The organism is Enterococcus sp. DIV0774 (assembly GCF_050539095.1).
Taxonomy (GTDB): Bacteria; Bacillota; Bacilli; order Lactobacillales; family Enterococcaceae; genus Enterococcus; species Enterococcus faecalis.
The window spans coordinates 936,233-949,197 of the sequence record NZ_CP172923.1 but is presented as its reverse complement, the minus strand read 5'-3'; the positions used below and the strand labels follow the sequence as shown (position 1 = coordinate 949,197).

The window sequence follows — 12,965 nt, the reverse complement described above, 5'->3', positions numbered from 1 at the left end:
TTTTAATGTTACAATTCGCTAACAATCTGTTTACGATGTAAATTTTCGATTGCAGCTGTTATTTATTTCCTCTTTTTGGTTCGTTTGTAGTACACTAGAAGAAAATACATAAAGTGAGGCTTGCTCAATGACTCCTGCTCATTTGGATTTACTTTTAGAAACCTGTTTGTTAGCTGGTAAAATTATGATAGAAAGCGATGCAGAAATGTACCGTGTTGAAGATACAATGAGCCGAATTGCGCTTGCTTCTGGCAACTATCGAATGGTTAGCTATGTGACACAAACCGGGTTATTTGTTGGCATAGATGGAACCTCCACGATTCGTATGGTTCAAGTAATGAAACGTGGCATTGATTTAGAAAAAATCTCTCGTGTGAATCAGCTGTCTCGTGCTTATGTGGCTGGTGATTTTTCTTTAGAGGAATTACTGAATAAACTAAAAGTGATAGATAGTGAACACCGCCATTTTCCAATTAGCGCACGCATTGTTAGTGCGGCCGTTGTCAGCGCTACAATTATGATTCTTTTTGGTGGCGTCTGGTCCGATTTATTCTTGACTTTTCTGATTGGTGGTTGCGGCTATAGTCTTTATTATTTTAGTTTAAAGTTTCTCAAGATTAAATTTTTATCTGAATTTTTAGCTTCGCTGTTTATTGGTGCAGCCGCTATTCTTTCAGTCAAATTGGGACTCGGACAATCACAAGATTTAATCATCATTGGTTGTGTCATGCCTTTAGTGCCTGGTGTGCAAATTACCAATGCTCTTCGCGATTTGCTAGCTGGACACTACTTATCGGGTGTTTCTCGTGGGACTGAAGCATTAATGACTTCAGGAATGATTGGTTTTGGCATTGCTTTTGTCTTTCAACTTTTCTATTAAAAGGAGTGACTTACTTGCTAGGAATCGTTTTGGTACAATTTATCTTTAGTTTTTTAGCTTCTGCGGCGTTTGCAATTATTATTAATGTTCCCCGACGATCACTGGTGGCTTGTGGTCTAACTGGTAGTGTAAGCTGGATGCTTTATTGGGTAATCGTTGAAGTTTTTAGTGGAAATGCAGCATTAGGTTCCCTTATCGGTGCTGTCGGTGTTGCGGCAGTAAGCTACCTATTCTCAAAAATATTGAAAATGCCTGTCACGATTTTTAATATTCCTGGTATTGTTCCATTGGTACCTGGTGGCTTAGCTTATCAAGCTGTTCGGAATATCGTAATTGGCAATTATGAAAAAGGCGCCTATTTTACCGTGCAAGCTGTAATGATTGCTGGGGCAATTGCGTTAGGCTTAGTCGCTTCTGAGGTTTTCAATCAGAATATCCGCAGCTTTCGGGAAAAAAGAGAATCTTTGGGTTTTATTCGTCGTAAGCGCAACAAAATTAAAAAATAGACAGCAAAAAAGTTGGTTGCTTCCATTTGATAAGGAAGCAACCAACTTTTTTTAAAAGGAACGATAGACATATTGATTTTTTGGTGCTTGATCTGCTTTGACTTTCTCCACTTGCACAGTTGGTATTTGCCGTTTAAACGGTGGATAATAGGATAACTCAACCGTGCCGGTAATCGTTACCCAATCATTGTTTTGAAATTGCGTATGTTCAGGAAAATGAACCAACAAGCCAAAAACGCCAGAATCAGCGACACAATGAATAATCCCAAAACGGAAGACAAATTGGTCAACACTTTCTTCTCGTTTTGAATTATAGACAAAGCCTTTATAAGAAATCCTTTTCCCTGCAAATTGACTTGGATAATTATAGATTAATTCCATAATTTCCAAATAGTTTTCATCCGTAATTGAAATCACAGATTGTCCATCATATTGTTTCATGGCTTTTGCCATCTGCTTGTCATAATCCGTCTTATTGAAATACATACTTGTATCAGGTTTCAAATATTGCGTTTGCATATCAGGATCCCCTACTGATTCTTTACTTACTGGAAAGTTAAAGCCTTTTGCTTCAACAATTGTTGTGTCTAAACTAACTGTCGGAAATAATAAGCCAACAATCAACGGTAAAGAAAGTAGTAAATAGGCAAGCCCTCTTTGGCTGGGTTTTTCCAAATTATGCTGATGGCCATGATGTTCATGTCCCCCATGTTGGTGCATGTCTTCATGTTTTTTTTGCATTGATGGATCTGCTTGGTTCCACAAAATCAATTGGACAATCGCCATAATAAAAGCTAAAACCATTGATAAAACAGCTAAGTAATTATAATGAATATTGATATATTGGTTCAGTTCACCTGAAATTTGAAGATACATCATCAACCCCATATATCCAATTAAAATAATAAATCGTATCATCGATTGTAGGCCTCCTTTCTAAACTACTGCCGCATAAATAGTTACGACAAGCGCCACTATCAAAACAAATTGTACAATGAATGACATCTTAAAATAACGTTTCATCATCAATAAATTTTTAATATCTACCATTGGACCAAAAACTAAGAAGGCGACAATTGGTCCTGTGCCAAACAAACTCAAAAGAGAAGAACCAATAAATGCATCTGCTTCTGAACAAAGTGATAGAGTGGCAGCGATGACTAGCATGACTAGAATCGCTAAAATCTTTGAATGGCCCAATTGCATAAGCGCACCAGTTGGAATATAGGTTTGCATGATTGCTGCTAACAAAGAACCAAAAATTAAATAACGACCCGTATCAAAAAATTCATCAATACTATGGGTTAATGCTGACCAGCCATTTTTCCAAAATGAACGAGCTTCATCAACGTGTTCATGCGTATGAGCAACCTGCTCTTCTTTAATCTGCGCCAACTCTTTTTCTGTTAAAATTGATTCTTTTCGAAAATAAGCTAACCAAATGCCGATAACCCACGCGACAATCATACTACCTAAAACTCGCCAAATCACAAATTTTGTTGCGCCACTAAAAGCTACGTATGTTGAGAATAGCACAATTGGATTAATGATTGGTGCCGTTAACATAAAAGCAAAAGCGGTATGTGTTGGTACATCTTTTTTAACAAATTGATGCACAATTGGGACGATCCCGCATTCACAAGAAGGGAAGAAAAACCCTAGGAAACTACCTACACAAATTGATAAAAATTTATTTTTAGGTAACACTTTTTTTACTCGTTCTGGTGTTAAAAAAACATGTAAAGCGCCTGAAATCAAGCAACCTAACATGACAAAAGGCAATGCTTCGATAATAATCGAAAGAAAAATAGTGCTCATCTGTAAAACAGAGTTTGGTAAAAATTGAAACATCATAGACCTCCCACTAGTAAAAATCTAGTTAACTATACTCCTAACACCAGACAAACACAAGTATTTGTCAAAAAATTAACTAAGAGTTTAAAAGTATTATCACCGATGTCTCTGTCAAACCAGCTGGATAAAAGAACAAAAAATGAGCATGGGACAAAAATCACTTTGGATTTTTGCTCCACGCTCAAAAACTGATAAACCACCATTATTCTAAATTTGAAATAACTCTGAGGCTGAATCGGGGTCTGTATCATATACCTTAAATGCTTCACCGACGCCTAAATCCTTTTGCTTCAAAGTAGACTCCATTGCCATTCGCGCATGAAGTTTCGTATTATTTTCTTTGCTAAGATGACCTAAATAAATGCGTTTTGTTTTATCACCTAACACATCCGCCATCACAAGAGCACCATCGTCATTGGATAGATGGCCTTTATCTCCTAAAATCCGTTGTTTAAGACTCCATGGATAAGGTCCTGCTCGCAAAATTTCAATTTCATGATTGCTTTCGACTAAATAAGCATCTGCATTTTCAATCGTACCACGAATATGATCGCTACAATAACCTGTATCCGTTAGAACAACAAAGGAACGATTATTGCGATGAAAACGATAAAATTGAGGCGCAATCGCATCATGTGAGACACCAAAACTTTCAATGTCCATATCTCCCAAGGTCAAAACTTTGCCCATTTCAAAAATATGTTTTTGAGCGACATCGACTTTGCCAATCATGGGATCCATCGCTTGCCACGTTTTTTCATTGGCATAGACATCTAACTTATATTTTCGCGCTAACACGCCAACGCCGTGAATGTGATCCCGATGTTCATGTGTAACTAAAATCGCATCTAAATCTTCTGGTTTGCGATTGACTTCTGCTAACAGTGAAGTGATTTTTTTGCCACTTAAACCCGCATCTACTAATACTTTCTTTTGGTTGGTTTCAATAAAAAGGGAATTGCCTGTACTGCCACTGGCAAGAACACTGATATTAAAAGCAAACTCTGAATCCATTTAAAACTCTTCCCTTCTACATTACAACATTAACGTGTTTCATTATACAACGGACCTTAATGTTTTTCCACCTTTGGCACAGTATTATTTGTGATGATGGTATTACTTACGGCATTCACCTGTTCAATTTCAACTGAATCTTCACCAGTAGAAATTCCTACAAACCAGACTGGAACGTATACATTTTTCTCACGAATTTTATAAATTCTTGAATAGGCCAATTTAATGAATGTTATTTTGGAATTACTAGGAATCCGGTTATTCATATAGAGCGTGTCTATCGCATCACGATTGGAATATAAATCCGTTTTGTCCCGTAACTCTTCAATATTTTCAATGTGCGTTTGCGAATATTTACTAATTTTCCATAATTCACCTGACGTATCTGCTAAAATACTTAATTTTGCCGTGTCATCTCTAAAGGGAATTCCTTTATACGATTGTGCAGCCACAATTTCTGCCGTCGGCTCTTTTAAATGAGAAAATTCTGGTAAGTATTGATATTCGTCTCCGAATAATAAAGCATTTTTTTCATTTAAAAAGGTACTTAAATCTTTATCAATTTTCTTAGGATCAATAAAATAGTTTTTACTAGGTACACTCGTTAAAGTATTATCCGCAATTTGCAGCCCATTTCTCAAAAAGTTTTTATTCTTTTCACGTTGGATTTTTAAAGCAGCAGAAAAATTGGTTTGTTCGCCACTTAAATAATAGCCTTCCAATCGTTCTGAAGAAAGTGTCCCTTTATACGAGATGTTATCTTTTTCCAACCGACTTTCAATCGATTCTGTTTGGCTGGAAGAAGAGACGTTGCTCTCCTCTTGTTGACCTTCCCGATAAATTCCAAATAAAAAGATATTTAATCCTAAAAACGCTAAGAAGAAAATCCACTCAATTCGTTTAAAATCCATTAGCCCACCTCCAAGCTTGGTAATTGTTTTACCAAGTCCGTTGCAGTGTACCAATTGTTGTTATAAAGGACATACCATTCCGGACTTAAATCAACGACTTGTTTGACTTCTTCAATTGTCTGCCACGTATAACCGATAACAGCCGATTGAATTTTTTCCTTTTTAGCACCAGCCGTTTCTAAACGCTTAATCAATTTTTCCGTGCTTTCCAGCGTCACTTCTTCTTCTGAAGGAATCGGCACTTGGATCGTATTCACACTTGTGTTAATGGTTACGCTTGGCGCAGCACCATCGTTGTTCGTGATGCGAATATCCACTTGGCCTTTTAAATCATTACTGAACACTGGGAAACCTTCCACAAAAGTCCGATAATTGACACTATCTTTCGTTCGATCAAAGTAACGTAAATTCCCCATATTGGTTCCTAAACGTTTTACATAAGAAAAGCTTTGATTATAGATTGAATCCCGTTTATTCTCTTCTGGCAAGGTCCCTTTAAAATCGATTTTCCCCAGTTTTTCTTCTGCAAACAATCGTTCTTCTTTACTCGTGTAGGTTAAGTCTTGACTGTCTTCATTGGTTTGGATATCTTCCGTTTCATTGAAAAAAGCATTCCTAAAACGAGTAACTGGTTGCGAAGCTAAAATATAACTGTACTTTTTCAACTTCATATCATTGGTTAAATAACATTGTCCTTGTTTGGTTAGCGTATTTTCGGAAACGTCTTGATATTGTAATCCCTCTTTATTGATAATTCCCATTAAGCGCGCCTTATTGACAGTCATGGGCGCTTCATAGACGTTGGCTTGATCATAATCTAAAAAACGTATCTTATTTTCGTTAAAATCCAATTGAATTTTCGTAAAATACTGGTCCGTCAACTCATTAAAGTTAGTAAAATTAATGGATAGATTATAAATCGAAGCATAGTCCGAGATTAAAAAGGGACCTTGATAAAGAAGTTCAATGCCTTGTTCCATTTGGTTGTAGCGCTTAAGTTGCTCTGCATTTTTTGTCACAACTTGTGTCAATTTACCAAAAGTAGCCATTTTAATATCATTTTGAACATTACTAATTAATGTTTCACGATTACTTTGCATCGCTTTTCCATCAGTTATTCGAATCAATTGCAAAGGTAAATAGACATCGCCAATGGCTTTTTCATTGACAGCTGTTGTGACTTGGCTTCCCGACTTCATTTCTGGTATTTTTTTGGCAGAATTCAGCCAGATATTGACTGAAAAATATATACTTAAAATGACCATTAAAATCAAGCCAATTCTTGTAATCCATTCTGATAATTTCATCATTCCCACCAATCCTCTTCATAAGGTTCATATGGTAGTGAAATATAGAAAGTCGATCCTTCACCTTCTGTACTTTCCACCCAAATACTCCCGTTATGGGCCCGAATTACTTCTTTAGAAATTGCTAAACCTAAACCAGTCCCACCTTGTGCTCGCGCACGTGCTTTATCCACACGATAAAAACGCTCGAAGACTTTCCCGAGATCTTTTTTAGGGATGCCCAAACCTTGGTCCGAGATACTAAAGACGACATTATTATGTGTTTCAACTAGTCGGCAGGTAATGACGCCGCCATCTGGCGAATACTTAATCGCATTGTTCAAAATGTTGTCTAAAACCTGAATTACTTTGTCTGTATCTAACTCTACCCATAAATCGCGTTTAGTAAATTCACGGCGAATTTTGTAATTTTTTTGCTCATTTTCAATCATCATATCAAAGCGATCCAAGACAAAATTAATCAATTCGTTAAAATTCACATACTCTAATTGAAGATGTGTATTCCCAGAGTCCATCCGAGATAAATTCAACAAATCATTAATCATACGAATCATCCGGTCGGTTTCTTCTAACGTGACTTTTAAGAAGTTCGGCGCAATCTCAGGGTTTTCCCAAGCTCCTTCACTCAAAGCCTCTATATAACTACGCATACTTGTCAAAGGCGTTCGCAACTCATGAGAAACATTGGAAACAAATTCCCGTCTTTCCCGTTCGTTTTTTTCCTGTTCTGTGACGTCATGAAGTACGCAAACTAAGCCAGTAATAAATCCTGATTCCCGACGAATCATCGTAAAGTCTACCCGGATAATCATTTGGTCTTCTTCACGATCAGACGTTGAGCGATCAATCAGCAGTTCATCTGGCTCTTCTAACAGCTTCCGCAATGTGTAATCTTCTTCAATATCTAACAACTCTAATAACGAGGTCCCAATCACATTTTCATTTTTTACATTTAATAATGAAAGGGCCATCTCATTAATCGTAATCACCTTTCCGCGGCGATCCGTCGCAATGACACCATCTGTCATATGCGTTAAGACACTATCTAAACGATTTCTTTCTGCTTCCATTGTTTCTTGTGCTTCTTCAATCCGTTCTGATAATTGATTAAATGTTTCTGCTAATTGGCCTAATTCATCTTTTCCATGGACTTCTACTTTTCCAGCGTAATCACCACGAGCGATTCGAATGGCTTGCTCGCGCATTTCACCAATCGGCTTCGTGATTGATCGTGCAATCAGTAAAGTCACAATAATCGAGATTGCTGCGGCAATAATAGAAGCAGTGAAAAAGATACTTGCTGTGTTAGTAATTTCTTGGTATTTATTTTCTAAATTACTTTTCACATAAAGGACGCCAATCACTGTTTCTCCAGTAGGCGATTGAATCGGCTGGACATTCACATACACGCGTTTATCATTATCTAAAGCTTGATATTTTTTACTCGTAAAGTCATTTAAATCACGATAATCATTCTTTTTCCCAATAATATTTTGTTGATTTAAATCATTGGTTGCCCGAATAATCCCTTTATCATCGACAATTCTCGCTTCAGAAATATCTGCATTTGAAAAATCAGATAACGCTTTTTTTAAATTTGCATCAACATCACTACGTTCGAGATCTTTATTGCTCATCTGCGTACTTAACGTGTTTGACAATTGGACAACTTGGGAATCCATATTTTTTTTAAAATCGGAAATTGTAGTGGCTTCCAATTCACGAATGAAATAGCCACCAATGATTTGAATCGCAATCAGTAACAGCAGAATAAATGATAACGCAATCTTAAAATTAACAGATTGAAAAAAGTGAACTTTTTTCTTCATACCTGATTACTCCTGTTCAGGATTTCTTAGATAATAACCAACCCCACGACGAGTAACTAAATACGTTGGATGACTTGGACTATCTTCAATTTTTTCTCTTAAACGACGCACGGTTACGTCCACTGTCCGCACATCCCCAAAATAATCATAACCCCAAACGGTTTGTAACAAATGTTCACGAGTCATCACTTGTCCGATATGTTTTGCTAAGTAATAAAGTAACTCAAATTCACGGTGGGTTAATTCAATTTTTTCACCCCGTTTTGAGACCATGTATGCATCAGGATGAATGGTTAAATCACCAATCGTTAATTCAGATTGTGTTGTCACCTCGGCTTCTTTCGCATTGGTTGCACCTCGCCGTAAATTGGCTTTTACACGAGCAACTAATTCACGATTTGAAAATGGTTTCGTTACATAGTCATCGGCTCCTAATTCCAATCCTAAAACCTTATCAATTTCAGAATCTTTGGCAGTCACCATAATGATTGGCATATCATGTGTTTTGCGCACTTCTCGCGCGACTTCTAAGCCATCCATTTTAGGGAGCATTAAGTCTAAAATAATTAAGTCTGGTTCCACTTCTTCCACTTTTTCAAGTGCTTCTTCTCCATCATAAGCAGTAAATACTTCATATCCTTCTTTAACCAAATTATATTTAACGATCTCTGAAATTGGCTTCTCGTCATCAACTACTAAAATTTTCTTCACAAAGAGACACCTCTTTTTCCTTCTAATCTTATTTGATACTTTCCTATTATACCTTATTTTGATGATGTTTTCATCTTTAGCTAAAAATGCGCCTTCAGGTTCTCCTAGTATAACAAAAAAAGAATCTCTGACAACAATTGACGCTTGTTATCAAAGATTCTTCTTCCGCTAATCTATTCTTCCGTATCTAAGATGAATTTTGCTACAAGAGCGGCTAATAATCCACCAATTAATGGCGCAACGATAAAAATCCACAACTCAGATAACGCTGAACCACCCGCAAAAACGGCTGGCGCGATGCTACGAGCTGGGTTGACAGAAGTTCCTGTCAAAGGAATACCGACTAAGTGAATCATTGTTAGTGTTAACCCAATTACGATTCCTGCTAATGAAGCATTGCCTTTCTTAGCACTTGTAACTGTCATGACAACTAAAACAAAAATAAATGTTAAAATAATTTCGACTGTCAATGCACCAGCAACACTTAATTCCCCTACGCCATTTTGACCTAAGTTCTCAATACTTTTACCAGCACCTTTTAGAATGCTTAATAATGCAAATGAGGCAATCAAGCCACCAACAATTTGTCCCACTACATAGTAGATTAGTTCCATTGTTGTCATTCGTTTATTAAGCCACATTCCTATAGAAACAGCTGGATTTAGATGTGCACCTGAAATTGTGCCAATACTATAGGCAGCAGCAACGATTGTTAACCCAAATGCTAAGGCAATCCCCGTTGTTCCAATCCCTTCCATACCATTTCCTAGAACGGCTGTTCCTGTCCCAAAAAAGACAAGAATAAATGTTCCTAAACATTCTGCTATTGCTTTTTTCACAAAAAATTCCCCCTTTGTAGACAAATTGTAACACATTCGTGAAATTTTCAATATAATTTTCGTTGTTTTTTCAGCAAAATGATATTTCTATGAAAAAGAGAAATCTTAAATGAAAAATCCCCTCAAAAAAATTTGAGGAGATTTTTCATTTAATTAATCATTTAATAACTGTATGCCAACACCTAAAAGTCCTGGTCCTGTATGAACAACTAATGCCGGACTAATCGTTCCAAAGTAAATTTCTTCTGCTTGTGGAAAAGCCGCTTTCAAGCGTTCCATCATTGCTTTTGCTTCTTCCTCTGCCGCACCGTGAGCGACTGCCAAACGAAAACGGGGTGCCTCACCTATAAAGTTCGTCACCAACTCAAACGTTTTATCAAGACTTTTTTTACGGCCGCGAGACTTAGCCACCGTATAGTAAATGCCTTCTTCATTACAAGAAATAATGGGGTTTAATTTTAGCGCATTCCCTAAAATAGAAGTGACTAAACCAATTCGTCCACCTTTTTGTAGATATTCTAAAGTGGCTACATTAAAAAATACTTTTGCGTTGGCTACTTCTTCTGTTAATTTTTGTTGTAATTCTTGCCATCCTAATCCTGTTTCAATTAATTCTGCTGCTCGTATCGCCTGAATGCCAGCCCCGATACCAATGTTCTTTGTATCTAAAACAAATACATCTAGTCCTTCGGTTTGTTCTCCAAGCAAGCGAACCACATTATACGTTCCACTTAAACCACTAGAAATGGTCACCGCTAAGACTTTTTCGTAACCCGCTTCTTTAATTTTGTCAAAAATAGCTTGGATTGTTGCGCCATCTGGTAATGAAGTACTAGGGATTTCTTTCTCTAAACGTTGATACACTTCTTCTGGTGTAATATCTACCTTATCTGTATAGGTTTTTTCAGGATAAATAATCTGTAAGGGCAAGACATACATGCCGTATTGTTTGACTAATGCCTCTGGAACATCTGTCCCAGAATCAACCAGTAGTGCGATCTTTTCTTTATTCATGTGTCATCTCATCCATTTCTTTTAAGTATTCTTGTTCCAATTCAATCACTTTTTCACTAAACATTTTAGTAGCAAAAGACATTGTCGCTGCTTTTACAGCCAAATATTCAATCCCCATAGGTTCTTGTGATTTGGCCTGAACTTCTTTTTCTTGCGCTTGAGCAGCAATCACATAAATCGCTCGTTCCTGTTCTTGACAAAATAAATTGTACGCTTCACGAATACCAACCGTGGCTCCTTGGAATAAAATGCCTTGCTTAATTTCTGGCAATGTTAACACTTGTTTCAACAACGTAATCGCAATTAAAAACGCTAAATGCTTTTGATTGTAGCGCTTTTTCACTGGGGCCGGGATTAACCCGTGTTTGACATAATTATTAACCATCGATGACGTTAACAAAGTATGTTTTTCCAGTGTAATCAATGGGGATAAGTATTTTTCTATCAGAGTAATCACTTGATCCATATATAATTCAATATCTGGTAACTCATGCCATCTTGGCAAATGAACATTTTCCAATTGTTGGCCCCAATCTTGTAGTGATTTTTCTATCTCGTCCATAAAAACCCTCCTAACCATTTCTAAAAAAGAATATCATACTTTTGACAATTATTCAATCTAGTTTTTAAAACTAGATTGAATAAAAAAGAAAAGCGAGCAATTTTGGAATTGTTCACTTTTCTCTCTTTATTTTTTTAAAGAACGTTTTCCGATTAAAATACCTATCAAAAACAGGCCTTCTAATAAAACAAAAAACAAGATAAAACAATGCATAAAGTAGGCTTCAGGTAAGGCATTGATAATCGGATCAGTCAGCGGATTAAATAACCAAGCATCGTTGTTAAAAAATAATCCATGAAACGCAATAAAAAATTGATCAAAGCCAATCAGCATGAAAAAGCCAAAAAGCACAGGCAAAAACATTCCCCACTGAAATGGCCGTATTAATGTCCATAAACGCTGATTTTTCACCAAATATTTTAAATAAAGGAAACTAGGCAACAACGTAACTAGTAATACGCCATAGCACAATAAAAACAATTTTTTCACTTCATAAAAATGAAAAGCCGCGCTATCAGACATTGGAAAATCAGGAAATACTAATGTTTTTTCAAAAGGATTGTTTAAGTACATCATTAAATGATCGTAATTTTTAATCAAGGTCACACGATCAACCTCTACGTCTTTTAAAATATTTAAGTGTTGGATATCAAAAAGATACAATGGACGAAAATTAATCGTGATCGTGATACTTAAAGCCACAATCGTTAAAAACAAACAAATGAGTCCAAGTGTTTCCCTTAAACGCAATTTCGACCTTATCATACTCAAAAAGTCCATTCATCTAAGGAATCAACAACATAGGTTGGTGGCGTTGGCAAAGTTGGAACAGCTGACTTAGGGGTAAAACCTGATGTAACTAACAAGCTATCAATACCATTTTGAATCCCTGATTGAATATCGGTTTCATAATTATCTCCAACCATAATTACTTGCTCTTTTTCCACACCTAAATGCGCAATCGCTCGTTCCATGATAATCGCTTTTGGTTTGCCAATATAAACTGGTTTTGTTTGAGTAGCTGTCTCCACAAACGTCACAACTGAACCTGCACCAGGTAATAAGCCTCTTTCTGTCGGAATGTTCTTATCTGGATTGGTCCCAATAAACAACGCCCCTTTTTGAATGGCTAAGGTAGCTAAAACCACTTTTTCGTAAGATAATTCTGTATCAAGTCCCACGACAACATAATCAGGATTTGTTTCATCCCATTCAAAACCTGCTTCTAAAATTAAGTCAATTAAACCAGCCTCGCCGATGACAAAGACTTTCTTGCCTCGATTGGTTTCTTTCATGTAATCAATCGTCGCTAAAGTCGCTGTATAAACAAGGGATGCTGGGACATGAATATCAAATTCATTTGCTAAACGTTGTGCCACTGTTTCAGGAGATTTAGTGGTATTATTCGTTACAAATAAAAAAGGCAAATCTTTTTCCTGTAACTGCTCGACAAAACGTTTTCCGGCTGGAATTGGTTCTTTTCCTAAATAAATCGTTCCATCTAAATCAATTAAATATCCTTGATAGTCTTTTTTCAC

At 36.6% G+C, this 12,965-nt stretch carries 14 protein-coding genes; 2 read left to right on the top strand and 12 right to left on the bottom strand.

Features of this window, described 5'->3' with window-relative positions; translation table 11 throughout:
- Window positions 1–127: 127 nt before the first annotated feature.
- Both IGL86_RS04705 and IGL86_RS04700 read left to right on the top strand, forming a co-directional pair.
- A complete protein-coding gene (locus IGL86_RS04705; protein WP_002357938.1) occupies window positions 128–880 on the top strand; it encodes a threonine/serine exporter family protein in 753 nt (250 codons plus the stop codon).
- Between the two features lie 5 nt (window positions 881–885).
- Window positions 886–1,386 carry a threonine/serine exporter family protein gene (locus IGL86_RS04700; protein WP_002382172.1) on the top strand — a complete coding sequence of 167 codons (501 nt, stop codon included), beginning with the start codon at window positions 886–888 and terminating at the stop codon, window positions 1,384–1,386.
- 51 nt (window positions 1,387–1,437) lie between these two features.
- Here the strand turns inward: IGL86_RS04700 and IGL86_RS04695 are convergent, their stop codons facing one another.
- From IGL86_RS04695 to IGL86_RS04640, 12 genes are all read right to left on the bottom strand, one after another.
- Complete coding sequence (locus IGL86_RS04695) at window positions 1,438–2,304, bottom strand: TIGR03943 family putative permease subunit (RefSeq protein ID WP_002357940.1); 867 nt, start codon at window positions 2,302–2,304, stop codon at window positions 1,438–1,440.
- Window positions 2,305–2,322: 18 nt separating this feature from the next.
- Window positions 2,323–3,237 carry a permease gene (locus tag IGL86_RS04690; protein ID WP_002357942.1) on the bottom strand — a complete coding sequence of 305 codons (915 nt, stop codon included), beginning with the start codon at window positions 3,235–3,237 and terminating at the stop codon, window positions 2,323–2,325.
- A gap of 210 nt (window positions 3,238–3,447) precedes the next feature.
- A complete protein-coding gene (locus IGL86_RS04685) occupies window positions 3,448–4,254 on the bottom strand; it encodes an MBL fold metallo-hydrolase (RefSeq protein ID WP_002357943.1) in 807 nt (268 codons plus the stop codon).
- A gap of 56 nt (window positions 4,255–4,310) precedes the next feature.
- Window positions 4,311–5,165 carry a two-component system regulatory protein YycI gene (locus IGL86_RS04680; RefSeq protein ID WP_002365516.1) on the bottom strand — a complete coding sequence of 285 codons (855 nt, stop codon included), beginning with the start codon at window positions 5,163–5,165 and terminating at the stop codon, window positions 4,311–4,313.
- Entirely contained in the window at window positions 5,165–6,475 is a 1,311-nt protein-coding gene (locus IGL86_RS04675; RefSeq protein WP_002385989.1) for a YycH family regulatory protein, read from the bottom strand. Before IGL86_RS04675 ends, IGL86_RS04680 begins: the two co-directional genes overlap by 1 nt.
- Window positions 6,472–8,301 carry a cell wall metabolism sensor histidine kinase WalK gene (walK, locus tag IGL86_RS04670; RefSeq protein WP_002357946.1) on the bottom strand — a complete coding sequence of 610 codons (1,830 nt, stop codon included), beginning with the start codon at window positions 8,299–8,301 and terminating at the stop codon, window positions 6,472–6,474. The genes IGL86_RS04675 and walK overlap by 4 nt, the downstream gene beginning before the upstream one ends.
- A gap of 6 nt (window positions 8,302–8,307) precedes the next feature.
- Window positions 8,308–9,012, bottom strand: coding sequence for a response regulator YycF (yycF, locus tag IGL86_RS04665; protein WP_002357947.1), 705 nt, complete (start codon window positions 9,010–9,012; stop codon window positions 8,308–8,310).
- Between the two features lie 173 nt (window positions 9,013–9,185).
- The gene (locus IGL86_RS04660; RefSeq protein WP_016617877.1) at window positions 9,186–9,887 is read right to left on the bottom strand and encodes an MIP/aquaporin family protein; all 702 of its coding nucleotides are present in this window, start codon (window positions 9,885–9,887) and stop codon (window positions 9,186–9,188) included.
- Between the two features lie 117 nt (window positions 9,888–10,004).
- A complete protein-coding gene (locus tag IGL86_RS04655; RefSeq protein WP_002357950.1) occupies window positions 10,005–10,865 on the bottom strand; it encodes a DegV family protein in 861 nt (286 codons plus the stop codon).
- Window positions 10,858–11,427, bottom strand: a complete 570-nt coding sequence (locus IGL86_RS04650) for a DUF1836 domain-containing protein (protein ID WP_002361647.1) — start codon at window positions 11,425–11,427, stop codon at window positions 10,858–10,860. The genes IGL86_RS04655 and IGL86_RS04650 overlap by 8 nt, the downstream gene beginning before the upstream one ends.
- A 126-nt stretch (window positions 11,428–11,553) precedes the next feature.
- Window positions 11,554–12,207 carry a TIGR01906 family membrane protein gene (locus IGL86_RS04645; RefSeq protein WP_080280107.1) on the bottom strand — a complete coding sequence of 218 codons (654 nt, stop codon included), beginning with the start codon at window positions 12,205–12,207 and terminating at the stop codon, window positions 11,554–11,556.
- The gene (locus IGL86_RS04640; RefSeq protein WP_002357953.1) at window positions 12,195–12,965 is read right to left on the bottom strand and encodes a TIGR01457 family HAD-type hydrolase; all 771 of its coding nucleotides are present in this window, start codon (window positions 12,963–12,965) and stop codon (window positions 12,195–12,197) included. The genes IGL86_RS04645 and IGL86_RS04640 overlap by 13 nt, the downstream gene beginning before the upstream one ends.